General features: G+C 66.2%; 24 protein-coding genes and 1 pseudogene. 19 read left to right on the top strand and 6 right to left on the bottom strand.

Translation table 11 applies throughout. From position 1 onward, the window contains the following. The first annotated feature begins 2 nt into the window (after window positions 1-2). From EO141_RS18305 to EO141_RS18280, 6 genes are all read left to right on the top strand, one after another. A complete protein-coding gene (locus EO141_RS18305) occupies window positions 3-812 on the top strand; it encodes a glycosyltransferase family 25 protein (RefSeq protein WP_104585424.1) in 810 nt (269 codons plus the stop codon). Window positions 813-952: 140 nt separating this feature from the next. Then, entirely contained in the window at window positions 953-1,423 is a 471-nt protein-coding gene (locus EO141_RS18300; protein WP_026064546.1) for a YiiD C-terminal domain-containing protein, read from the top strand. A gap of 28 nt (window positions 1,424-1,451) precedes the next feature. Then, window positions 1,452-1,874: a hypothetical protein gene (locus tag EO141_RS18295; RefSeq protein WP_127169891.1), complete on the top strand. Its 423-nt coding sequence runs from the start codon at window positions 1,452-1,454 to the stop codon at window positions 1,872-1,874. Window positions 1,875-1,949: 75 nt separating this feature from the next. Further along, the gene (locus EO141_RS18290) at window positions 1,950-2,387 is read left to right on the top strand and encodes a rhodanese-like domain-containing protein (RefSeq protein WP_104585420.1); all 438 of its coding nucleotides are present in this window, start codon (window positions 1,950-1,952) and stop codon (window positions 2,385-2,387) included. Window positions 2,388-2,497: 110 nt separating this feature from the next. Next, complete coding sequence (gene secB / locus EO141_RS18285) at window positions 2,498-3,013, top strand: protein-export chaperone SecB (protein ID WP_006451124.1); 516 nt, start codon at window positions 2,498-2,500, stop codon at window positions 3,011-3,013. A gap of 15 nt (window positions 3,014-3,028) precedes the next feature. Beyond that, on the top strand, window positions 3,029-4,054 hold the full coding sequence (locus tag EO141_RS18280) for an NAD(P)H-dependent glycerol-3-phosphate dehydrogenase (RefSeq protein WP_127169890.1): 1,026 nt from the start codon (window positions 3,029-3,031) through the stop codon (window positions 4,052-4,054). A gap of 276 nt (window positions 4,055-4,330) precedes the next feature. Here EO141_RS18280 and EO141_RS18275 read toward each other — a convergent pair whose 3' ends face one another. After that, a complete protein-coding gene (locus EO141_RS18275; protein WP_127169889.1) occupies window positions 4,331-4,927 on the bottom strand; it encodes a diffusible signal factor-reguated Ax21 faimly virulence factor in 597 nt (198 codons plus the stop codon). 364 nt (window positions 4,928-5,291) lie between these two features. Between EO141_RS18275 and poxB the strand changes: the two genes are divergently transcribed. The 6 genes from poxB to EO141_RS18245 all read left to right on the top strand — a co-directional run bounded on the left by poxB (window position 5,292) and on the right by EO141_RS18245 (window position 13,127). Further along, window positions 5,292-7,001, top strand: coding sequence for a ubiquinone-dependent pyruvate dehydrogenase (poxB, locus tag EO141_RS18270; RefSeq protein WP_184631008.1), 1,710 nt, complete (start codon window positions 5,292-5,294; stop codon window positions 6,999-7,001). Window positions 7,002-7,047: 46 nt separating this feature from the next. Further along, complete coding sequence (locus EO141_RS18265) at window positions 7,048-8,490, top strand: ATP-binding protein (RefSeq protein ID WP_127169887.1); 1,443 nt, start codon at window positions 7,048-7,050, stop codon at window positions 8,488-8,490. After that, window positions 8,475-9,812, top strand: coding sequence for a sigma-54 dependent transcriptional regulator (locus EO141_RS18260; RefSeq protein WP_127169886.1), 1,338 nt, complete (start codon window positions 8,475-8,477; stop codon window positions 9,810-9,812). The genes EO141_RS18265 and EO141_RS18260 overlap by 16 nt, the downstream gene beginning before the upstream one ends. A 446-nt stretch (window positions 9,813-10,258) precedes the next feature. Then, complete coding sequence (locus EO141_RS18255) at window positions 10,259-11,056, top strand: hypothetical protein (RefSeq protein WP_127169885.1); 798 nt, start codon at window positions 10,259-10,261, stop codon at window positions 11,054-11,056. Window positions 11,057-11,193: 137 nt separating this feature from the next. After that, a complete protein-coding gene (locus EO141_RS18250) occupies window positions 11,194-11,808 on the top strand; it encodes a hypothetical protein (protein WP_127169884.1) in 615 nt (204 codons plus the stop codon). Between the two features lie 104 nt (window positions 11,809-11,912). Further along, window positions 11,913-13,127 carry an MFS transporter gene (locus EO141_RS18245; RefSeq protein ID WP_104649620.1) on the top strand — a complete coding sequence of 405 codons (1,215 nt, stop codon included), beginning with the start codon at window positions 11,913-11,915 and terminating at the stop codon, window positions 13,125-13,127. A gap of 167 nt (window positions 13,128-13,294) precedes the next feature. On the opposite strand, the gene EO141_RS18240 is transcribed toward EO141_RS18245, so the two are convergent. Further along, a complete protein-coding gene (locus EO141_RS18240; protein ID WP_104585404.1) occupies window positions 13,295-13,771 on the bottom strand; it encodes a tRNA (cytidine(34)-2'-O)-methyltransferase in 477 nt (158 codons plus the stop codon). Window positions 13,772-13,796: 25 nt separating this feature from the next. Further along, window positions 13,797-14,258 carry a hypothetical protein gene (locus EO141_RS18235; RefSeq protein ID WP_127169883.1) on the bottom strand — a complete coding sequence of 154 codons (462 nt, stop codon included), beginning with the start codon at window positions 14,256-14,258 and terminating at the stop codon, window positions 13,797-13,799. A gap of 397 nt (window positions 14,259-14,655) precedes the next feature. On the opposite strand from EO141_RS18235, the gene EO141_RS18230 reads away from it, so the two are divergent. From EO141_RS18230 to EO141_RS18215, 4 genes are all read left to right on the top strand, one after another. Then, window positions 14,656-14,976, top strand: a complete 321-nt coding sequence (locus tag EO141_RS18230; protein WP_104649618.1) for a DUF4156 domain-containing protein — start codon at window positions 14,656-14,658, stop codon at window positions 14,974-14,976. Between the two features lie 101 nt (window positions 14,977-15,077). After that, window positions 15,078-16,094, top strand: a complete 1,017-nt coding sequence (locus EO141_RS18225) for a 3-oxoacyl-ACP synthase III (RefSeq protein ID WP_016903994.1) — start codon at window positions 15,078-15,080, stop codon at window positions 16,092-16,094. An 87-nt stretch (window positions 16,095-16,181) separates the two neighbouring features. Beyond that, window positions 16,182-17,321, top strand: coding sequence for a Fic family protein (locus tag EO141_RS18220; RefSeq protein ID WP_164739294.1), 1,140 nt, complete (start codon window positions 16,182-16,184; stop codon window positions 17,319-17,321). A gap of 148 nt (window positions 17,322-17,469) precedes the next feature. After that, window positions 17,470-18,372: an alpha/beta fold hydrolase gene (locus EO141_RS18215; protein WP_127169881.1), complete on the top strand. Its 903-nt coding sequence runs from the start codon at window positions 17,470-17,472 to the stop codon at window positions 18,370-18,372. Window positions 18,373-18,528: 156 nt separating this feature from the next. On the opposite strand, the gene EO141_RS18210 is transcribed toward EO141_RS18215, so the two are convergent. Further along, the gene (locus EO141_RS18210; protein WP_104585398.1) at window positions 18,529-18,912 is read right to left on the bottom strand and encodes a YkgJ family cysteine cluster protein; all 384 of its coding nucleotides are present in this window, start codon (window positions 18,910-18,912) and stop codon (window positions 18,529-18,531) included. A gap of 460 nt (window positions 18,913-19,372) precedes the next feature. On the opposite strand from EO141_RS18210, the gene oleC reads away from it, so the two are divergent. From oleC to EO141_RS18195, 3 genes are all read left to right on the top strand, one after another. Continuing rightward, window positions 19,373-21,025, top strand: a complete 1,653-nt coding sequence (gene oleC, locus EO141_RS18205; RefSeq protein WP_127169880.1) for an olefin beta-lactone synthetase — start codon at window positions 19,373-19,375, stop codon at window positions 21,023-21,025. 90 nt (window positions 21,026-21,115) lie between these two features. Beyond that, window positions 21,116-22,126, top strand: a complete 1,011-nt coding sequence (gene oleD / locus EO141_RS18200; protein ID WP_104649615.1) for a 2-alkyl-3-oxoalkanoate reductase — start codon at window positions 21,116-21,118, stop codon at window positions 22,124-22,126. Window positions 22,127-22,190: 64 nt separating this feature from the next. Then, window positions 22,191-22,349, top strand: a complete 159-nt coding sequence (locus EO141_RS18195) for a DUF1328 domain-containing protein (RefSeq protein ID WP_003468167.1) — start codon at window positions 22,191-22,193, stop codon at window positions 22,347-22,349. 117 nt (window positions 22,350-22,466) lie between these two features. On the opposite strand, the gene EO141_RS18190 is transcribed toward EO141_RS18195, so the two are convergent. Beyond that, the gene (locus EO141_RS18190; RefSeq protein WP_127169879.1) at window positions 22,467-22,949 is read right to left on the bottom strand and encodes a GNAT family N-acetyltransferase; all 483 of its coding nucleotides are present in this window, start codon (window positions 22,947-22,949) and stop codon (window positions 22,467-22,469) included. Between the two features lie 56 nt (window positions 22,950-23,005). Beyond that, window positions 23,006-23,308: pseudogene (locus EO141_RS18185) on the bottom strand (D-alanine--D-alanine ligase A); the annotation flags it as partial. Window positions 23,309-23,424: the final 116 nt, after the last annotated feature.

Raw genomic sequence — 23,424 nt, 5'->3', positions numbered from 1 at the left:
CCGTGATCAAGTCCTACCTCATCAACATGCAGCGCAGCGGTGACCGCCTGCAGGCGATGGCGACGCGGTTCCAGGCGCTGGGCCTGCCGTTCGAGCGGATTGCCGCGGTCGATGGCGCCACCCTGACGCCTGCGCAGATTGCCGACTTCGCACGCGCGCGGCCGCTGGAAGGCTCCGGGGATGCCTTCAGCACCGGCCCGCGCAAGTGGACCGCCTCCAACATCGGCTGCTTCCTGAGCCATCAGGCCGCGTGGCGCATCGCAGCCGACTCCGACGACGCCTACACCGCGATCTTCGAAGACGACATGCATCTGTCCGACGCGCTGCCGGCGCTGCTGCGCAGCAGCGCGTGGCTGCCGGGCGGCAACAGCATCGTGCGGCTGGAACCGTCCTACAACCGCATCAAGCTCGACGCCAAGGTCGCCGAAGTCGGCGGGCGGCAGCTGCGCCTGGTGCGTCCCTCGCCCCATCAACACTGCTGGCCGGTCTGCGCCGGGGCGTTGCTCCTCAGCCGCGAGGCGGCGCGCCTGCTGCTGGCGGCCGATGTGCGCTGGCACACCATGGCCGACATCTTCCTGTTCGGCTGGAACGAATCGCCGGTCGCACAGCAACTGTCCACCTATCAGCTGTCGCCGGCCGCGTGCATCCAGGACAAGTTCTTCCACGCCGCTCCGGAGCAGATCGTGTTCACCAGCACCATCGATGCGCCGTTGACGCAGGCGCAGAAGCAGCGCAGTGCGCAGTGGAAGGCCAGGGCCACCGCGTTGCTGCGGGTGGCGCAGGGCTACCGCAAGGTCGTGTTCGCGCCCTGAGCGGCGCGATAGCGAAGGCGTGCAACGAGACGGCGCTGAACGTGTTTCACCATGCGGTACCGCATGTCATTCCAGTGCACAAGACGCTCGCGGAACATTGCGGCATGATGCCGGCCTTCGCCGTCTTCCAGCCTTTGCCGATGACTCCTTCGTGCACGCTCGCATCCGCCCTGCAGTCGCTGCAGCAACAGTTCATCGCCATGCCGCCGGTCCTGTCGATGGGCATTGCCGTGGACGGCCTGCATGACGGAGCGTTGCGCTTGCGTGCGCCGCTGCAGGCCAACGTCAACGACAAGGCCAATGCGTTCGGCGGCAGCCTGGCGTCGTTGATGACGCTGGCCAGCTGGGGCTGGCTGACGCTGCAGTTGCAACTGGCCGGGCACAGTGCCGATGTCTACGTGGCCGACAGCCAGCTGCGCTATGTCGCCCCGGTCTACGAAGACCTGGTGGCCAATGCCGAGCCGTCCGAACTCGGCAGCTGGGAGGCGTTCCTGGCGACCTTCCGGCAGCGCGGCAAGGCGCGCATCGGCATGCGTGCGCAGATCGCGCTGGGTTCCGGCGCGGCGGCGGCCACCTTGAGCGGGCGCTTCGTGGCGTTTCCAAAACGGTAGGATGCGCGCTGGACTTGGGGGAATGCGCATGCGTGCAGTGATCGGGGCAATGCTGTTGCTCGGGCTGACGATGGTCAGCGGGGTGGTGTCTGCCGGCAGCCGTGCCCAGGCACGCGCGCTGGAAACCACCCAGGCCGCCTACACGGCCGCCGTGCGCTGGAGCGATTTCGATGCCGCGCAGGGCTTTGTCGAACCGACCTATGCCCAGGCGCATCCGCTCAGCGACCTGGAACGCTCGCGCTACGAGCAGGTGCAGATCTCCGGCTACCGCGAGCTGCGGGTGGGCGAAGACGTCAACGGCGACCTGCGCCGCGAGGTCGAGCTGCGGGTGATCAACCGCAATACCCAGGCCGAACGGCTGGTGCGCAGCATCGAGCTGTGGCGCTGGGATAACGAGCACAAACGCTGGTGGCTGGCCAGCGGCCTGCCCGATCTGTGGCAGGGCCAATAGCCCGTGCCGAGGGCGCTGGCCGGCGCGCGCGCCAGCTGTGCGACAATTCCCGCCCGCTTGACTGACCCTGACCCCGTGAATTTCGAAGAGCTGCAGGCCTTTGTCGGCCGCAACCCCATGTTGTCGCTGGCCCTGGTGGGCCTGACCATCGCCCTGATCGTCACCGAGGTCGCGCGCCTGTTCCGTGGGTACCGCGCACTCAAGCCGGCCGAGCTGACCCGCCTGATCAACAGCGAGAACGCGCTGGTGATCGACCTGTCGCCCACCGCCGACTTCGAAAAAGGCCATATCGCCGGCAGCCGCAACGTGGCGCTGGCCAAGTTCGACCCGGCCGGCAAGCTGCTCGCCAACGCCAAGGCATCGCCGGTGGTGGTGGTGTGCCGCAACGGCAATGCCTCCGCAGGCGCGGCCAAGACGCTGAAGAAAGCCGGTTTCGAGCAGGTCTACTGGCTCGAGGGCGGCGTGGCCGCCTGGCAGATCGCCGAGCTGCCGCTGGTCAAGGGCCGCGCCTGACCGCATCTTGTGAGGCGCCGGGCAAGTCCCCATTGCTGGCGTGAGAGACTTGCACTTTCACGTCTGCATCATTCAACGCTGCATCCACCGAACCGTTTCTGGAGTTAGGAATGTCCGACGAAATCATCAACGGCGCGGTTGCGCCGGCCGACGCCGCTGCTGGCCCCGCTTTCACCATCGAGAAGATTTACGTCAAGGACGTTTCCTTCGAATCGCCGAACGCGCCGGCCGTCTTCAATGACGCCAACCAGCCCGAGCTGCAGCTGAACCTCAACCAGAAGGTGCAGCGCCTCAACGACAACGCCTTCGAAGTCGTGCTGGCCGTGACCCTGACCTGCACCGCCGGTGGCAAGACCGCCTATGTGGCCGAAGTGCAGCAGGCCGGCGTGTTCGGCCTGGTCGGCCTGGAGCCGCAGGCGATCGACGTGCTGCTCGGCACCCAGTGCCCGAACATCCTGTTCCCGTACGTGCGCACGCTGGTCAGCGATCTGATCCAGGCCGGTGGCTTCCCGCCGTTCTACCTGCAGCCGATCAACTTCGAAGCGCTGTATGCAGAAACCCTGCGCCAGCGTTCGCAGGGCGAAGGCACCTCGCTGGCCGATTCCGAGCCGGCTGGCAACGCCTAAGCCTTGCGTGCGCCGATGAGCGATTCGACACAGAAGATCGCCGTTCTCGGCGCCGGCTCCTGGGGCACGGCCCTGGCCGCGCTGCTCGCCAGACACGGTCATCCGACCGTGCTCTGGGGACGCGATGCGGCGATGGTGGATGCCATCGACCGCCGTCATGAAAACGTACGCTATCTGCCGGGCATTGCCTTGCCCGACAGCCTGCGCGCGACCACCGACCTGCAGCTGGCCATTGCCGATGCCGGCTGGATCCTGGTCGTGGTGCCTTCGCATGCGTTCACCGAGACGATCCGGTTGATCGCACCGTTGCGTCCGGCCGGTGCCGGCGTGGCGTGGGCGACCAAGGGCTTCGAGCCCGGCTCCGGGCGGTTCCTGCACGAAGTGGCGCGCGACATCCTCGGCCCCAGCGTTCCGCTGGCCGTGGTGACCGGGCCGTCCTTCGCCAAGGAAGTCACGCTCGGCCTGCCGACCGCCATCACCGTGCACGGCGACGATGCGGCGTTTGCGCAGGTCGTGGCCGATGCCATGCATGGCCCCACCTTCCGCGCCTACACCGGCGATGACATGGTGGGTGCCGAGCTTGGTGGCGCGATGAAGAACGTGCTGGCCGTGGCCACCGGTGTGGCCGATGGCATGCAGCTGGGCCTCAACGCACGCGCCGGCCTGATCACGCGCGGCTTGAACGAGATGCTGCGGCTGGCGGCGGCGATCGGTGCGCGTCCGGAAACCTTGATGGGTCTGGCTGGCCTGGGCGACCTGGTGCTGACCTGCACCGGCGATCTGTCGCGCAACCGACGGCTGGGATTGGCACTGGGACGCGGACGGAGCCTGAGCGATGCCATCCGCGAGATCGGCCAGGTGGTGGAATCGGTGCAGACCGCCGACGAAGTCATGCGCCAGGCCGAGCATCACGGCATCGAGCTGCCGATCTCCAACGCCGTGCGTGCGGTGCTGCATGGCGAGATCACCCCGGAAGCAGGCTTGAAGGAATTGCTGGCACGCGAGCGCAAGCCCGAATACCCGCAGACCTTGTTCACCTGATTGCGGCATGGCGCGTTGGCGCGCATTGCACGGACATCAACAAAAAGCCCGGCAATGCCGGGCTTTTGTTGATGCGGATCGCAACGACCGGCGGGAAAAAGCAACTGCCTGAGCGCGAGGTTCCATGCGCCTGCAGGACCCGCATTACCCACCACCGCCGTGCAGCGATGCGCATCATATCGCCAACCGATCGCCCAAAAGAAAGAAGCCCGGTCGGGGGACCGGGCTTCCAATGCAACGCGGGAGAGAGAGTCGCGTTGCAGTCAAACGTGCGGCTTACCAGCTGAAGCGCGGGCCGACCGACCATTCCTTGTTGCCGTCGCCATCCATACGGATGTCGCCGTTGATGCCCCAGTTCTGGTTCAACTTGACCTGGGCGCCGAGGCGGCCGTAGAAGTTGTCGCCGATGTCGATGCCGCGCTTCTTGGAGAAGTCTTCGTAGCCAGCCAGGGCGTAGACTTCGAAGTGCTCGCCGAAGGCATTACGCAGGCCGGCTTCAACGCTGTAACCGTCGAAGCTGATGTTAGGGGTGTCCAGGTCCAGCTTGCGGTAGGCAGCGCGGGCAATGAAGTCGGTGCTGGTGGCGATCTCCTGGTTGTAACCCACGCCGACGCCCCACTGCTGGAAGTCGGAGTTGGAGCTTTCGAACACGTTGTCGTTGTCGTCAGCGTTCTGCTTGCTGTAATCGCCGAACACGTGGAAGTTCGGAGCGACGGCGTAGGACGCCTTCACGCCCCAACCATCCGCATCGCGGCCTTCGGTCGGGGTGCGCACATAGTCGCCTTCGACGAAGTTGTAGGAGAGGTTTTCAGCAGCGGAGGCCGCAAACGGCAGGGCTGCGAGAAGGCCGAGGGCCAGCAGTGAATTCTTCATGATCGATACCTGTACTTATGGTTTGGGCCGGCGCTGAGGCGGATGCCGTTCGCTGCCGAGATGTAAATTCTCCGTTATTCGATGGAACGCGGCCTGAATTTTGAACTGACTGGTGCGTAAATCATCGCGCCCGGTTCAGCTGCGCTTCCTTGTCATCAAAACGCAATGCGCGCAGCGCACGTACAAAGCGTGATGCATTGGCGGTTACCTCGCGTCGATGTGACGCGCATGTCTAGAAGCGGCTGTTTTTCAGTGATGTTTGCCGCGTTTGCTGCTTGCAAGCACATTGTGCTGACGCCGTGGCTGGGAGCATGCCAGGCTTGTCGAACAAGCGTGGAGCTGCATCGTGGCGAAGAAAAAGACGTTGGCGCGGTTTCTGGCCGAGACGCTGCAGAGCGCGGGGGTGGAGCGGATCTGGGGGTTGACCGGCGACAGCCTCAACGGCCTGACCGATGCCCTGCGCGAGATGCAGACGATCGAGTGGATGCATGTGCGCCATGAAGAGGTGGCCGCGTTCGCCGCCGGCGCCGAGGCGGCGGTGACCGGCAAGCTGGCGGTCTGTGCGGGCAGCTGCGGGCCGGGTAACCTGCACCTGATCAACGGGCTGTTCGATTGCCATCGCAGCCGCCAGCCGGTGCTGGCGATCGCCGCGCATATTCCCTCGTCCGAGATCGGGCTGAATTATTTTCAGGAGACGCATCCGCAGGAACTGTTCCGCGAGTGCAGTCATTTCGTGGAGTTGGTAACCAACCCGGCGCAACTCCCGGAAGTGCTGCACCGCGCGATGCGTGCGGCCATCCTGCAGCAAGGTGTGGCAGTGGTGGTGATCCCCGGCGATATCGCGCTGCTGGAAGTGGACAAGCACCTTCCCACGGCCTGGCCCCCACTGCGCCAGCCGCGCGTGCTGCCGGCCGCCGAAGATGTGCAGCAGCTGGCCGAACTGCTGCAGCACAGCGAAGCGGTCACGCTGCTGTGCGGCAGCGGTTGCGCGGGTGCGCACGATGCGGTGGTGGCATTGGCCGACACCCTGGGCGCGCCGATCGTGCATGCCTTGCGCGGCAAGGAACATGTGGAGTGGGAGAACCCGTTCGATGTCGGCATGACCGGCCTGATCGGTTTCAGCTCCGGCTACCACGCGATGCTCAACTGCGACACCTTGATCATGCTGGGTACGGATTTCCCGTATCGGCAGTTCTACCCGAAGGACGCGACCATCGTGCAGGTGGATCGCGACCCGGGCGCGCTGGGACGGCGCACGCCATTGCAGCTGGGCATTGCCGCGGACGTGGGCGAAACCATCGCCGCCTTGCTGCCGCAGCTGCAGCGGCGCGAAAAACGCGACTTCCTGGACAAGTCGCTGGCGCACTATCGCAAGGCGCGCGAAGGGCTGGACGATCTGGCGGTGCCGGCCGATCCGGGCGAGCCGCTGCATCCGCAATTCGTGGCGCGCATGATCAGCCAGATCGCCGACCAGGATGCGGTGTTCACCTGCGATGTCGGCACGCCCACTGTGTGGGCCGCACGCTACCTGCGCATGAACGGACAACGCCGCTTGCTGGGTTCGTTCAACCACGGTTCGATGGCCAATGCGATGCCGCAGGCGCTGGGTGCACAGTCGGCATATCCGGGCCGTCAGGTGATTGCGCTGTCCGGTGATGGCGGCTTTGCAATGCTGATGGGCGATTTCATCTCGCTGGCGCAGCTGCGCCTGCCGGTGAAGATCGTGGTGTTCAACAATGCCTCGCTCGGCTTCGTGGCGATGGAGATGAAGGCTGCCGGCTATCTGGATACCGGCACCGAGCTGCGTAATCCGGACTTCGCTGCAATGAGCAATGCGATGGGCATCCTGGGTATCCGCGTCGATGAGTCCGCGCAACTGGAGCGCGCATTGCGGCAGGCCTTCGCGCATTCCGGCCCGGCGCTGGTGGATGTGCGCATCGCCACGCAGGAACTGGCAGTGCCGCCGGCCATCAAGCTGGAACAGGCCAAGGGCATGGGCCTGTATCTGCTCAAGGCAGTGATGAGCGGGCGCGGCGATGAAGTGATCGATCTGGTCAAGACCAACATGCGCTGACACAGTGGCAGCGCTCTGAAACTGCACGTCTTTACCGGACCCTCGCATGCCTCGTTCGTTGTTGCGCCAGTTGCTGCTGATCTGGGTGGTGATCCTGGCTGCCTGCGTGGGCGTGGCCACGATGCTGTATGGCCTGTACCGACAGACCGAAGGCGTGCGCCTGGACGAGGCGCGTCAGCAGTTGACCGCGCAGTGCACGCGCATCGTGCAGCGCTACGCCGGCGCGAGCGAGGCGGCGCGCAGCGGCGACAACGGCGCCGGGCTGGCTGCAGTGGTGGTGCAACTGGTGCTGGCCGATGCGCCCGGTGTGGAGGGCGGGGTGTGGAATCTCGATAAGGGATTCGTTGCCTACGCCTATCCCACCTATGACGGCAGCGATCACAAGACCGACATCCCGGCTGCCGAGTGGACCACGATCGTCAGCACTGCACGGCAGAGTGCGGTGGGCAACAAGGCCGTGGAGTTTCGTCGCGACGGCAGCCGTGAAGTGGTGTTGATCAGCGCCTGCCCGCTGGCCGCAGGTACTGCGGCATGGGCCATGTCGCGGGTGCCGGCGAGCACCTCCGATGCCTGGCGGCCATTGGTGATCGGCATGTTGCTGATCTTCGCCATGGTGGCGGTGTCGGCGATCGCGCTGGGCGTGGTGGTGCGGCGCTGGAGCCAGCGCCTGCAGCGCATCCAGCAGGCGCTGGCCGCCGATACCGAACTTCCGCAGATTCCGGTCACCGGTGCCCCCGAACTGGACCGGCTGGGCGCTGCGGTGAGCGATTACGCACAGCGCAATGCGCAGGCCCTGGCGCAGACACGGCGGCTGGCCGAGGAGCTGGCACGGCACGAGCGGCTGGCCGCGCTCGGGCGCCTGACGGCCACGGTGGCACACGAGATTCGCAACCCCATCGCCACGATGCGCCTGGCGGTGGAGAACGACATCGCCATGCGCCAGGGCACGCCGGACGATGCCGCACACGGCGAGCTGATGCTGGGGCAGATCCGTCGCCTGGACGGGGTGGTCGAAAGCCTGCTCGGCATGGTGCAGCCGATCCGCCTGCAGCTGGAAACGGTGGTGGTGCAGGATTGGCTGGCGACCTTGCTCGATCCGGCCTTGCTCCCACCAGGCGCGCCTGCGCCCCGGTTGCGCGCCCCGGACACGCCGCTGCAGTGGACGTTCGACCCACAGCAGCTCGGGCGCGCCGTGCACAATCTGCTGCGCAACGCGCTGCAGCACGCCGATGCCGGCAGCACGGTGACACTGGAGGCCAGCGCCAGCGATGGGTTGCTGCAGCTACAGGTGAGCAATCGTGGCGCGGCCATCGCCGAGACCATCGCGGCGCAGCTGTTCGAGCCGTTCGTCAGCGGCCGCAGCGACGGCAATGGCCTGGGGCTTGCGCTGGTGCGCGAGATCGCCCGCGCACATGGCGGGCAGGTGCGTTACGCACACGCCGACGGCATGACCCATTTCATCCTGGAGCTGCCATGGCGCGCATCCTGATCATCGACGACGACGCGGCGTTTCTGGCCACCTTGCAGGCAACGCTGCGCTCGCTCGGCCATACGGTGATCGCGGTCGATAACGGCGCCGATGGATTGATGCGCCTGAGCGAGGGCGGCATCGCGCTGGCGTTCGTGGACTTCCGCATGCCCGGGATGGACGGGATCCAGGTGCTGCGTGCGCGTGCGGACGATCCGCGCGCGCGCCAGGTGCCGCTGGTGATGCTCACCGCGTACGCGTCCAGCGGCAACACCATCGAGGCGATGACGCTGGGTGCATTCGATCATCTGGTCAAGCCGGTGGGGCGTGCCGATATCGTCGAGGTGGTGGAGCGTGCATTGGCAAGTCGCGCCGATGGACACACCGATGCCGAAGCCAGCGAACCACCCGACGACGATGGCCTGGTCGGCCACAGCCCGGCCATGCGCAACGTGCATAAACGCATCGGGCTGGCGGCGGCTTCCGATCTGCCGGTGTTGATCACCGGCGAAACCGGCACCGGCAAGGAACTGGTCGCGCGCGCCCTGCATCGCGCCAGTGCGCGCGCGGCGGCGGCATTCGTTGCGGTCAATTGCGCGGCGATTCCGTTGGAGTTGATGGAAAGCGAATTGTTCGGACATCGCAAGGGCGCCTTTTCCGGGGCGACCAGCGACCGCATCGGCCTGATTCGCGAAGCCGATGGCGGCACCTTGTTTCTGGACGAGATCGGCGACATGCCGCTGCCGATGCAGGCCAAGTTGTTGCGCTTCCTGCAGGAAGGCGAGGTGACGCCGCTGGGCGGGCGCGGCGCGCAGAAGGTGGAAGTGCGCGTGCTGGCGGCCACGCACCGCGATCTGGCCGCGTGGGTGGCCGCAGGGCAGTTCCGCAGCGATCTGCGTTATCGCCTGAATGTGGTGCCGATCGAACTGCCGCCGCTGCGCGAGCGTGGGCAGGACATCGTGCTGCTCGCGCAGTACTTCCTGCGTACCGGCGACGGTGCGGCGCGTGCGTTGTCGGCGGATGCGCAAGCGCGGCTGCTGGCCTACCCATGGCCCGGCAACGTGCGCGAGCTGCGCAATGTCATGCAACGCAGCCAGCTGCTGGTGCGCGGCCACAGTATCGTTGCCGCGGATCTGGACGACGCGCTCGATCACAGTGCCGAGCAACCCCTGACGGCCGCGCCGCTGCAAGGCACCCTGCCCGAGGCAGTGGCGCGGCTGGAGAAGCAGATGATCCAGGACGCACTGGCGCACAGCAGCGGAAACCGCGCCGAAGCCGCGCGCCGGCTCGGCATCCATCGCCAGCTGCTGTACCGCAAGCTCGATGAGTACGGCTTGCAGTAGTCGCAGCGATCAGGCCCAACGCCATGTGTGCAGGATGACGCGTTGGTCACCAAGCAGGAAGCGCACAGCAGCACGCGCACTTGTTGTCGCGCGCACTGCTGCTGGTTGCTTGCCGCCGCTGCCACTCGCAGCATTGGCCAAGGGCATTCCACCAGCAAACAGTCAAACGGTGCAGCCGAAAGTGCAGCACCACACGTTTGAATCCAGCCCTGACATCCGCACGCGCGCGCCGCCGTTGACCGTGTCCAATACGTTCTTGCCCTGCAGAGTCGACGCACACCCCAGGCTACAAAGTGTCTGCAAAGCGGACAGCGGTGTATGAAACGCAGACGCCTGTCCGTAAGCGTGCACCTGCAAACCCCTTGTAAAACAACGGGCTCGACGTTGGCACGATTGCTGCTTTATCTCCAGGGCGAGCGGCATCCCTGCCGCGTTGGAGATATCGCATGATTCGTCAGACCGCACTTGCTTTCGCGCTGGCCTGCAGCGTGGCGACCGCTGCCGCGCAGGCTCCCACACCGCCTGCGGCACCGGTGGCACCGCGTGCGCCGGTCGGCACGCCACCGCCGGCACCACCGCTGCCGCCCGCACCGCCTGCCCCGCTGGCCGCCACGCCAGTGCGCATCACCGGCACGGTCGAGCGTTTCATGCTCAATCCCAACGGCGAGGTCGATGGCCTGTGGTTGCGCGATGGCACCCAGGTGGCGTTTGCGCCGCATCTGTCCGGGCAGTTGCAGGAAGCGGTGCGCCGTGGCGATTCGGTGAGCGTGCAGGGCTATCGCCTGGGCAGCCTGCCGGTGCTGCGCGCCAGCAGCATCCGTTCCAATCGTGGAGGGCGTGAGGTGGTCGACCGGCCGCCAACCGCCGCCATGCCGCCAGCGCCCCCGGCGCCTGCCGCGTTGACGCCGTTACAGGCGGAAGGCCGCATCGAGCGGCTGGTCTACGGCCCGGGTGGCGAGACCAATGGTGCATTGCTCAGCGATGGCACGCTGGTGCGGATGCCGCCGCACCTGGCACTGCAGTTCGGCGATCTGCTGCGGGCCGGCGCGCCATTGAGCGTGAGCGGATTCGGGGTGGCCACCGCCAACGGCCGCGCCATCGAAGCCACGCAACTGGGCCGCGATCGCGCCTCGCAGCGCGCGTTGTTCAGCCCACCGCGCCCGGACGGCCCGGTGCCGCCCGCACCACCGGCGCCGCCTGTTCCGCCGGCCGCACCGCCACCGCCAGCTCCGGCGCCGCGTTGATTCACGGCGCTGCCGTCCACGCGGTGGCGCGTACCTCCGTTGCGCTTTCCTTTATGCGCCTTCCGCCACGTGTCATGCGTGGCGGCGGGCGCGGCTTGCCGGCAGTGGCCGGTCCTTCCTTTCTCTGGAGTTCTTTCATGCATTGGGTCGATCCTGATTTCCTCCCCGAAACCCGCGGCACGCTGGCGCGCTTTCTGCTCAACCCCAAGGCCGATATCGACGGCCTGCTGCTGACCGACGGCACCGAAGTGCACACGCCGCCGCATCTGTCCGCCGCCTTGCTCAAGGCGCTCAAGCCCGGCAGCACCTTGACCGTGCGTGGCCTCAAGCCGCGTGATGTGGACATGCTGGTGGCCCTGGCGATCGATCCGGAAGGCGGCAAACGCATCGTCGATGACGGCCCGCACGGGCCGCACGCCAAGCCCAAGCCCAAACCGCCCGCCGGCAAGCCGCCCAAGCCGCAGCTCAGCCAGCACAGCGGCACCATCGCGCGCTTGCTGCATGGCCCGCATGGGCAGGTGCATGGCGTGTTGCTGGACGACGAGGTCACGGTGCGGTTTCCGCCGCACGCCGGTGCGGACTTCGCCAAACAACTGGTGGTCGGCAAGACGCTGGTGGCCGAAGGCGATACCAGGACAACCCCGCACGGCGTGCTGATCCACGCGCATGCGCTGGGCACCAAGGCCGCGTCGCTGAAGCCGATCGCGCATCCGCATGGCCCGGGTGCGCATAAGCCGAAGCCGAAGCACTAGCAGTACGCAATGCGACTGCCGCGTTGGCGCGATGCGATCGGCATCGAGTTGCCCATGCAGCCTAGCGCGCGCAGTCGCCGTTCATCGTTTCGTGGAGAGCGCCGATGCGCATGAGCACACCGCGTCCCCGTGGCAGCCGCGCACTGGAGGCGCTGCATTTCAGCGTGGCCGACGTGCAGGACGGGCTGGGGCCGTTTCTCAGCGTGTTCCTGCAATCCAGGGGCTGGTCGGTGGCGGCGATCGGCACGGTGATGAGTGTGGGCGGCATCGCCGGCATGCTTGCCACCACCCCGGCCGGTGCACTGGTCGACACCACCCGGCGCAAGCGCGCCGTGGTGGTGGTTGGCTGCCTGGCCATCCTGCTGGCCACGGCGCTGATCTGGCTGCACCCGACGTCCTCCGGCGTGGTCACCGCGCAGATCGTCTCGGCGTTGGCGGCAGCCGGTATTGGCCCTGCGCTCACCGGCATCACCCTGGGCCTGGTGCACGCGCGCGGGTTCGATCATCAACTGGCGCGCAATCAGGTCGCCAACCACGCCGGCAACATGCTGGCCGCAGTGCTGGCCGGCTGGCTGGGGTGGCGTTTCGGATTTGCGGCGGTGTTTGTGCTCACTGCCGCCTTCGGCGTGCTGGCGATCGCGGCGGTGCTGCTGATTCCGTCTGCGGCCATCGACCACCGCGCCGCGCGCGGCCTGGGCCAGGCCGATGGCGCGGACAGCCTCAGCGGCTGGCGGGTGTTGTTGACCTGCCGACCGCTGGCCTTGCTGGCCATCACCCTGGGGTTGTTCCACCTGGGCAATGCGGCGATGTTGCCGCTCTACGGCATGGCCATCGTGGCTGCGCATGCAGGCGATGCGAACGCGCTGACGGCCACCACCATCGTGGTCGCGCAGGCCACGATGGTGGTGGTGGCATTGTTGGCGATGCGCTGGATCCGCGTGCACGGGCATTGGTGGGTGCTGCTGGTGGCCTTCATGGCCTTGCCACTGCGTGCGCTGGTGGCGGCGTCGCTGATCCAGGGCTGGGGCGTGTTTCCGGTGCAGATCCTCGACGGACTCGGCGCCGGCCTGCAGGCCGTGGTGGTGCCTGCGCTGGTGGCGCGATTGCTGCAGGGCACCGGGCGCGTCAATGTCGGCCAGGGCGCGGTGATGACGGTGCAGGGCGTGGGCGCAGCACTGAGCCCTGCCTTGGGTGGCTGGCTGGCGCATGCCTTCGGCTATCGCATCGCGTTTCTGGCGCTGGGCGGCATCGCCGTGCTGGCGGTGGCGTTGTGGGCAGGCTGCCGCGGCATGCTGCAGGCAGCAACCGATGCCGGGTGATGCAGTGAGGCGTTGGCACGGGCTCCGCAGCGGCAAGCGAACCGCAACGCCCGGGGCGGTCATGCGCGTGGAGCATGCGCCGGACGCTGGACCGCCGTGTGCGGCATGCAGCGCGTCGGCAGGGGGCGGACGGATTCCCCGTCAGGCAGCCGTCCGCATCGCCGCGGCTATCTGCCGCCGCTGAAGTCCCACTGGCGCCAGGCTTCGAACACCATCACCGCAACGGTGTTGGACAGATTGAGGCTGCGGTTGTCCGGGCGCATCGGCAGGCGCAGCCGGTGCTGCGGCGGGATCGACTCCAGCACGTCGGCGGGCAGGCCGCGGGTTTCCGGGCCGAACAGGAAGGCATCCCCATCGGCAAACTGCGGTGCGTCGTAACGCACGGTGCTGCGCGTACTCAGTGCAAACACGCGCTTGGGCGCGATCGCGGCCAGGGCGGTGGGCAGGTCGGCATGCACCTGCAGGGTGGCGTATTCGTGATAGTCCAGGCCGGCGCGTTTGAGCTGCTTGTCGCTGAGGTCGAAGCCGAGCGGCTCGATCAGGTGCAGGCGCGCGCCGGTGTTGGCGCACAGGCGAATCACATTGCCCGTATTGGGCGGAATTTCCGGTTGGAACAGGATGACATCGAGGACGGGGGCTGACATGCGCGCAGTGTAGCTGCGCGCATGCTCAAAGGCTGATGGCGGCGTTGACCAGCGCTTCCAGTTCGACCGGCGCCGGCTGCAGCTGCGGCACCGGCAGGTTGACGATGACCTGGCCCATCAGCGCGCCGATGGCAGCGGCAGCCTGGCCGGAGGTGCTCTGCGCGGTGGCAGCGGTGCTGCGGGTCACCAGTGCGGCGCGCTGGTCGGCCGACGGACGCACCTGCACCGCAGCGAGGGTGACGACGCGCGGGCCGGCCTGTTCGGCGGCCAAGGCGGCCAGCTGATCGGCGGACGGACGCACCTGCACGGCGGCCAGGGTGCGGATGGCGCTGGTGCGTTCCAGCGTCTGCTGGGCAAGCTGGTCGGCCGATGGGCGCACCTGCACGGTGTCCAGCGTGGTCAGGCTGCCGGCCCGGGCGAAACCGGCCAGGGTGGTGCCGGCAAGCAGGGCGGCGGAGAGGGCGATGCGCAGGGTCTGGGTCTTCATGGCGAGGTCTCTTGGTGTGGGCGATCAGTGGTGTGGTAGTAAGGTAGTACACCGTTTCGGTAAGCGCAACGACTTTCGCGGCGCAATTTTATTTATTCAGCTTGCAGTCATTTTCAGTCGTCGAGACAACTGGGTTCGTTGCCTGCCCATGACATGGAGCAAGCAACGTGCCAATGACAGAGCATTGTTTTGCAAGGGATTTGCGCGCGGAGGCCGTGTCCGCGTCCGGACACCCGGACGTGTGTGCGGGCGCCGGACATCGCTGGAATCGAGAAAACACCACGATCGGGGCGACGTTCAGTGCGCTGAACGAGCGGCGTGCGGCCATGCGGCGCAACCCGATCGCCGGCCGGCAACTGCGGCACAATCCGGCTTCGTCCTCAGGGGTCTACGACTTATGCGCGTGCTGATGCTGTCTGTTCTGGTTGCCGCCACCACCGCGGCCTGCACCTGGGTGCCCATCGAACAAAGCGGCAAAAACGTGCAGGTGCTGCCCGCAGGCCCTGTGCCAGCTGGCTGTCAGCAGCAGGGCGAGGTGGTGGTGTCGGTCAAGAGCAAGGTCGGCTTCTACAACCGCAACCCGTTGCGGGTGCAGGAAGAGCTGGAAACGCTGGCACGCAACGAGGCGCCGGGCGCCAATGCCAACACGGTCCAGGCGCAGGGTCAGCCGGCCGATGGCAGCCAGCGTTTCAATGCCTTCCGCTGCCCGCCGCGCTGAACCGTTGGGCTGGGGCGCGGCCGCTGCAATTGTAAAGATGCGGTAAAACGAGCCAGCGGCTAGACTAGCGCCCCCTCGCCTGACGCCATGGCGCTACTTCGATGCTCTTCCAGAATGTCTCCATCGCGGGACTGGCGCATATTGATGCGCCGCACACGCTGACTTCCAAGGAAATCAACGAGCGCCTGCAACCGACCTACGACCGCCTCGGGATTCGGACCGACGTGTTGGGCGACGTTGCGGGTATCCATGCACGGCGCTTGTGGGACCAGGATGTCCAGGCCTCGGACGCCGCCACCCAGGCTGCACGCAAGGCACTGCTCGACGCCGGCATCGGCATCGAGAAGATCGGCCTGCTGGTCAACACCTCGGTGAGCCGCGACTACCTGGAGCCGTCCACGGCCTCCATCGTGTCCGGCAACCTCGGGGTCGGCGATCACTGCGTCACCTTCGACGTGGCCAACGCCTGCCTCGCCTTCATCAACGGCATGGACATCGCCGCCCGCATGCTCGAGCGCGGCGAGATCGACTACGCGCTGGTCGTCGACGGTGAAACCGCCAACCTGGTGTACGAGAAGACCCTCGAGCGCATGACCTCGCCCGACGTCACCGAAGAGGAGTTCCGCAACGAGCTCGCTGCGTTGACCCTGGGTTGCGGCGCCGCGGCCATGGTGATGGCGCGCACCGAGCTGGTGCCCGACGCGCCGCGCTACAAGGGTGGCGTGACCCGGTCGGCCACCGAGTGGAACAAGCTGTGCCGCGGCAACCTGGATCGCATGGTCACCGACACCCGCCTGTTGCTGATCGAAGGCATCAAGCTGGCACAGAAGACCTTCCTGGCCGCCAAGCAGGCGATGGGCTGGGCGGTGGACGAACTGGACCAGTTCGTCATCCACCAGGTCAGCCGCCCGCATACTGCGTCGTTCGTGAAGTCGTTCGGCATCGATCCGGCCAAGGTCATGACCATCTTCGGCGAACACGGCAACATCGGCCCGGCTTCGGTACCGATCGTGCTGAGCAAGCTCAAGGAACTCGGCCGTTTGAAGAAGGGCGACCGCATCGCGTTGATGGGGATTGGTTCTGGCCTGAACTGCTCGATGGCGGAAGTGGTCTGGTAAGTTGCAACATGTGACGTGTTAAGAAAAATGGATTTTTAGTACACGTCATTGCATCATGTTCGCTCTTGCAACATGACCGGTGTAGGCATGGATGACGCGCTGGTGTTTAATCCCGAGCAGCCCTACAACGCGCTCCCGCCGCTTCCTCCGGCGGGAGATATCGAAACGCGCGCCTTGCTCAAGGCCTGCATCGTGGCGCGCACTGCGTTGGCCGAGCTCAAGCAGGCCACCGCATTGCTGCCAAATCCGGCAGTGCTGATCAATACGATCCCGATCCTGGAAGCACAGGCGAGTTCGGAGATCGAAAACATCGTCACCACCACGGATGACTTGTTCCGTTATGCAGACGATCAGGAGCGCGCCCAGAATCCGGCGACCAAGGAAGCCCTGCGTTACCGCAGCGCGCTCTACGAAGGGTTCCAGTCGCTGCAGCAGCGACCGCTATGTACAGAAACCGCCGTGGTGGTGTGCAGCCGCATTAAAGCTGTGCAAATGCAGATCCGTCGCGTGCCCGGGACTGCGCTGGCCAACGATCAGATCCAGCAGATCATCTATACCCCTCCCGTCGGCGAGACATTGCTGCGCGACAAGCTGGCCAATTGGGAGCGTTTTATTCATGAATGCACCGATATCGATCCATTGATCCGGATGGCGGTCGCGCACTATCAATTCGAAGCGATCCACCCGTTCACCGATGGCAACGGGCGTACCGGACGTGTATTGAATCTGCTGATGCTGATCGAGCAAGGCCTGCTCGATGTCCCCGTCCTGTACTTGTCGCGCTACATCATTCGCCATCGCAGCGACTACTATCGACTGCTGCTGGATGTCACCCGGTACGGTCGCTGGGCCGAGTGGATTCAGTACATGCTTGCCGCCGTTGCAGAGACAGCTGCGTGGACGACGGCGAAGATCCAGGCGATCCCAGGATTGGAGACGCGGGCGCGTGATCATGTGCGCGAACACGCCCCCAAGGCCTACAGCCGCGAACTTGTCGAAGTGGTCTTCAATCAGCCCTATTGCCGCATCCAGAATGTCGTGGACGTGATGGGCGTGACTCGGCAGACCGCTGCACGCCATCTAAAGGAACTGGTGACCATCGGTGTGCTGCAAGAGCAGCGGCTGGGCAAGGAAAAACTGTTCCTGCACCCTGCATTCCTGAAACTTCTGTCCGGCGATGGTCATCAACTACCGCCTTATCCAATGCCTTCGACGGAAGCGCGATGAAGCCTGTAATTGATCCAGGTAGCCGTCTTGCGCGCAGTGGGTTGAGCATGTCGCAGCGTGGCGACCACTATGATGTCCAATCTCTACGCACGGCAGGCCAACGCTTGCGCCATGTGCGCTCCCTCGAATCGAATCGGATGCGTTTGGCATGAACTACCCCGGCTATCCCTTCACTCCCCAGCGCCTTGAGGTGCGTCCCGGCATTGCGATGTCGTATCTGGACGAAGGCCCGCGCGATGGCGAGGTGGTCGTGATGCTGCACGGCAATCCGTCGTGGAGCTACCTGTGGCGGAATCTGGTGAGCGGCCTGTCGGACCGTTACCGCTGCATCGTGCCGGACCATATCGGCATGGGGCTGTCCGACAAGCCGGACGATGCGCCCGACGCGCAGCCACGTTACGACTACACGCTGCAGTCGCGCGTGGACGACCTGGACACGCTGTTGCGGCATCTGGGCATCACCGGCCCGGTCACGCTGGCGGTACACGACTGGGGCGGCATGATCGGGTTCGGCTGGGCGTTGTCGCATCATGCGCAGGTCAAGCGGCTGGTGATCACCAATACCGCTGCGTTCCCGTTGCCGCCGGAAAAGCCGATGCCGTGGCAGATCGCGATGGGCCGGCATTGGGGCCCGGGCGAGTGGTTCATCCGCACGTTCAATGCGTTTTCCTCCGGTGCGTCCTGGTTCGGCGTGTCGCGGCGGATGCCGGCCGAGGTGCGCCGTGCGTATGTGGCGCCGTACAACAATTGGCGCAACCGCATCTCCACCATTCGCTTCATGCAGGATATTCCGCTGTCGCCAGCCGACCAGGCCTGGTCGCTGCTGGAGCGCTCGGCGCAGGCATTGCCCGCGTTCGCCGACCGGCCGGCGTTTATCGCCTGGGGATTGCGCGACATCTGCTTCGACAAGCACTTCCTGGCCGGCTTTCGCAAGGCATTGCCGAACGCCGAAGTCGCCGCGTTCGACGATGCCAATCACTACGTGCTGGAAGACAAGCACGAAGTGCTGGTGCCGGCGATCCGTGCGTTCCTGGAGCGCAATCCGCTCTGACCCGGTCACCAGGATGCCGCGGGCGCCCGGCAGGTAGGTGCGGGCACGCGCCGGGGCTGGAGTAGGTCAGTGGCCAGGCCGATGCCGGGCATCGGCCGCGTCGCGTGCTGTGCCGCGCGCCGTAGACAGACGTGCATGCACCCGCAGCGATAGTCGCTACAGCGGCGGCAGCGGATTGCGCTGGGCATCGTCCACGCCCAGCCAGTCGGCTTCGGTCAGTGCATGCAGGCCGTGCGCCAACCGGGATTTGTCGCATTGCGCGCTGCGCTGGCCAAACTCCAGCGAGGCCGGTACGGCGGCGCAGGAGGAGGGCCGGCGATCATGGATGCTGCAGCGGCTGTAGCGGCCGATGTCTGCGTCCAGCGCGATGCAGCGCGGCTGCGATTGCGACGTGCCGCGCATGACCCGCTCGTGCGTGCGCAGCGCATCGGTCAGCTCGATCGGCACCCTGCCGCCCAATGCCGGGTCGGCTTCGCTCCAGTGGAAACTGACGCGGAAGTAGGCGCAGCAGGCGCCGCAGGTAAGGCAGGGATGTGCCATGGAATGCCGGGCCTTGCGCGGCAAAACAACGTGGAGAGCGCGGCATTCTGACCGAACCACGGCGCGATACAAGTGGCGCATCGTGGCGGCAGGTTAGTGATTCATGCGCGTGCGCGCCGGAGGAGCGGTGCGCGCTGGGGGGCGAGCAGGTTGCCTGTCGGTGCTGACGACCGCCTGCCGCGTCGGCATTGCCAGAATGTTCGCGTGTAGAACGGTCACCAGCGACCGGGGGAATCGCTGACGCGCGCTTTTCGCAGGCACTCGACCACGTTGCAATGCGCCTGAAAATAAAAGACGCAGGCGCGGAGGTGGCAGTGATCACTGCTCACTTGCGCTGCCAAGGCCTGGTTGCCTTGCAGGCAAAACCATCGTTGTGCCGTCGCCGAGCGTCGCGTGCATCTGCGACGTTGAGCCGGATGCAAGCGGCCGGTACCGTCGGCGGATGGGTGATAATGCGGCAATGACCATTCTTTGCAATATCGCCGCCACCCTGCCGGAGCTCGCGCGCGAGCGCCCCGACCAGATCGCCATCCGTTGCCCGGGCCGCCGCGGCGCCAATGGTTTTGCCGCCTACGATGTGACCTTGAGCTATGCCGAGCTGGATGCGCGCAGCGATGCGATCGCCGCCGGGCTGGCGCTGCACGGCATCGGACGCGGCGCGCGCGCGGTGGTGATGGTGCGGCCGTCGCCGGAGTTCTTCCTGCTGATGTTCGCCTTGTTCAAGGCCGGCGCGGTGCCGGTGCTGGTGGATCCGGGCATCGACAAGCGTGCGCTCAAGCAGTGCCTGGACGAAGCGCAGCCGCAGGCGTTTATCGGCATTCCGCTTGCGCAGCTGGCGCGTCGGCTGTTGCGTTGGGCGCGTTCTGCAAAGCAGATCGTCAGCGTCGGCGGCCGTTACGGCTGGGGCGGGGTGACACTGGCGCGCGTGGAGCGCGATGGCGCCGGCGCCGGCAGCCAGCTGGCCAATACCGGGCCGGACGATGTGGCCGCCATCCTGTTCACCAGCGGCTCGACCGGCGTGCCCAAGGGGGTGGTGTACCGGCACCGGCATTTCGTCGGCCAGATCGAGTTGCTGCGCAATGCCTTCGGCATGCAGCCCGGCGGCGTGGATCTGCCGACGTTCCCGCCATTTGCCTTGTTCGATCCGGCACTGGGGCTGACCTCGGTGATTCCGGACATGGATCCGACCCGCCCGGCCACCGCCGATCCGCGCAAATTGCACGATGCGATCGACCGCTTCGGCGTGACGCAGTTGTTCGGTTCGCCGGCATTGATGCGCGTGCTGGCCGATTATGGGCAGCCGCTTCCCAACGTGCGCCTGGCCACCTCGGCCGGCGCGCCGGTGCCGCCGGATGTGGTGGCCAAGATCCGCACGCTGTTGCCGGCAGATGCGCAATTCTGGACGCCGTATGGCGCCACCGAATGCCTGCCGGTGGCGGCGATCGAAGGGCGCACGCTGGATGCTACCCGCGCGGCCACCGAGGCCGGCGCCGGCACCTGTGTCGGCCAGGTCGTCGCGCCCAACGAGGTACGCATCATCGCCATCGACGATGCAGCCATTCCCGAATGGAGCGGCGCGCGCGTGCTGGCGGTGGGCGAGGTCGGCGAGATCACCGTCGCCGGCCCCACCACCACCGACACCTACTTCAACCGCGACGCGGCCACGCGGATTGCCAAGATCCGCGAGCGCAACGCGGATGGCAGCGAACGCATCGTGCATCGCATGGGCGATGTGGGGTATTTCGATGCCGAAGGGCGCTTGTGGTTCTGCGGGCGCAAGACCCACCGCGTGGAAACGGCCAGCGGCCCGCTCTACACCGAGCAGGTGGAGCCGGTCTTCAACGTGCACCCGCAGGTGCGGCGCACTGCCCTGGTCGGTGTCGGCGCGCCCGGACAGCAGCAGCCGGTGCTGTGCGTGGAACTACAGCCAGGCGTTGCGGCATCGGCGTTTGCGCAAGTGGAAACCGCCTTGCGCGCGCTGGGCGCGGCGCATCCGCACACCGCAGGCATCACGCGTTTCCTGCGCCATTCGGGGTTCCCGGTGGACATCCGCCACAATGCCAAGATCGGCCGCGAAACGCTGGCGATCTGGGCGGCGCAGCAACGTGGCTGAGCTGTCGATGCACATCGCGCAGGGACTTGGCCGCATCGCCAATCCCGGCTGCGCCCGCTATGGTGTGCACCCTTGCGATGGAGGTGATGCGTGCGCATCCTGGTGACCGGTGGTGGTGGCTTTCTTGGCCAGGCGTTGTGCCGCGGCCTGCGCGCGCGCGGGCACGAGGTGGTGAGTTTCCAGCGCGGCGATTACCCGGTGTTGCAGACCCTGGGCGTGGGCCAGATCCGTGGCGACCTGGCCGATCCGCAGGCGGTGCGGCATGCCTTCGCCGGCATCGATGCGGTCTTCCACAACGCCGCCAAGGCCGGTGCATGGGGCAGCTATGACAGCTATCACCAGGCCAATGTGGTGGGCACGCAGAACGTGCTCGACGCGTGTCGAGCCAACGGTGTGCCGCGCCTGATCTATACCTCCACACCGAGCGTGACCCATCGCGCCACCAACCCGGTGGAAGGCCTGGGCGCCGACGAAGTGCCGTATGGCGAGGATCTGCGCGCTGCATACGCGGCGACCAAGGCGATCGCCGAGCGCGCGGTGCTGGCGGCCAACGATGCGCAACTGGCGACGGTGGCCTTGCGCCCGCGCCTGATCTGGGGCCCGGGCGACAATCATCTGTTGCCGCGCCTGGCCGCGCGTGCGCGTGCCGGCCGCCTGCGCATGGTCGGCGACGGCAGCAACCTGGTGGACAGCACCTACATCGACAATGCCGCGCAGGCGCATTTCGATGCGTTCGCGCATCTCGCTCCCGGGGCCGCGTGTGCGGGCAAGGCGTACTTCATCTCCAACGGCGAGCCCTTGCCGATGCGCGAGTTGCTCAATCGCCTGCTGGCCGCAGTGGATGCACCGGCAGTGACGCGTTCGCTGTCGTTCAAGACCGCGTACAGAATCGGTGCAATCTGCGAGACCATGTGGCCACTGTTGCGTCTGCCTGGCGAAGTGCCGTTGACGCGTTTTCTGGTGGAACAGCTGTGTACGCCGCACTGGTACAGCATGGAACCGGCACGCCGTGATTTCGGCTATGTTCCGCAGGTCAGCATCGAGGAAGGACTGCAACGGCTGCGATCCTCATCTTCCAACGACATCGCCATCACTCGATAAAGACCGTCATGCGTTCAGGATACGTCTGCGCCGATTCGGCACGACAACTTCTGGAATCCTTGCCATGCTGCATTACGCCATCATCTTTTTCGTCATCGCCATCATCGCCGCCGTGCTGGGCTTCAGTGGTATCGCCGGTGCGGCGACCAATATCGCCTGGATCCTGTTCGTGGTGTTCCTGATCCTGGCAGTGATCTCGATGTTCCGTCGCGGCAAGGTATAACGCCTAGCTGCGATACGTTACGGCAGCGGCGCTGCCGGCGGACGCTCACATGGCCCGCTTCCGCAAGGAGGCGGGCCATGTGCGTTGTGGATACTCAAAAATTCAATTACGGCTGCTTCAAAGCAGTTTTTCGAGATACTGCACGTGCTTGCCGTTGCCCAGCAGCGCATCGCCGATGGGCCGAAAATCCAGCTGCAGGTGCAGCGCCAGCGATGCCGGATTGGGTGGGACCAGATTGACCTCGCAAACCAGGCGCGGCTGCGCCGCTGCACGTGCGGCGTGGATGAGTCCGTCATACAGCTGCCTGGCAAGCCCGCGCCTGTGTGCATGCGCAGCGATCACGATGCGGTCGATGTAGACAAAGCGCGCGAAGCGTTGCGCCATCCAGGCGAAGTTCGGGTTGGCGTACGCGGCGCGCTGATCCAGCGCGATCAGCAGACCATCCGCAGGCGCGACCATGCGTGCGTGCCAGGCCAGTTGCAGCAAGTCGGCCATTCCATCGGCATCCAGCAGCGACAATTCGGTGGCATGCGCATTGTTGAGCGCGAGCAGGGCGCGGTGGTCGTCGCGTTGCACCGCACGCACATGGGCCTGGCTCATGCGCCTGGGCCGACCGCACTGCGCAGCACCTGATCGTCTGCATGCCGCTGCAGCGCCAGCTCGATTTGCGCCAGCGCCTGCTCCGGCTGGGTGGGACGCAATTGCTGTTGCTGCGCGCCCGGCAGCAAAGCGACGCCGCGACCGCTGCGATGCAGGGCGATGCGCGCCGGGTCGTCGGCATTGAGCAGGAAACTGTCGGGGTCGTTGACGTGCCACTGGCCCTGCTTGTCGATGCCGATCAGCACCGGCTCGAAGCGCTGCGGGTCCAGCGCATCGAGGATGTTGCGCGCTGACTGCAGCGAGACTTCGTGCTCGGCCGACTTGCCGCCGAAGATGACACCGACCCGGATCTTGCGCATTGCCTGCTCCTGCCACCTGGCGTGATGAGGTCGCCAGCATGCCTGCGGCAGGCGCGCCGAAGGAAGTCCTGCATCGCCGCCGTATGCGGTGTGGCGATCCAGGGCAGGTGCACGGT

It is taken from the genome of Xanthomonas sp. BRIP62415 (genome assembly GCF_003993515.1).
Taxonomy (GTDB): Bacteria; Pseudomonadota; Gammaproteobacteria; order Xanthomonadales; family Xanthomonadaceae; genus Xanthomonas; species Xanthomonas euroxanthea.
The sequence above is the reverse complement of the archived record's forward strand: the minus strand, read 5'-3'. Positions and strand labels throughout refer to the sequence as shown.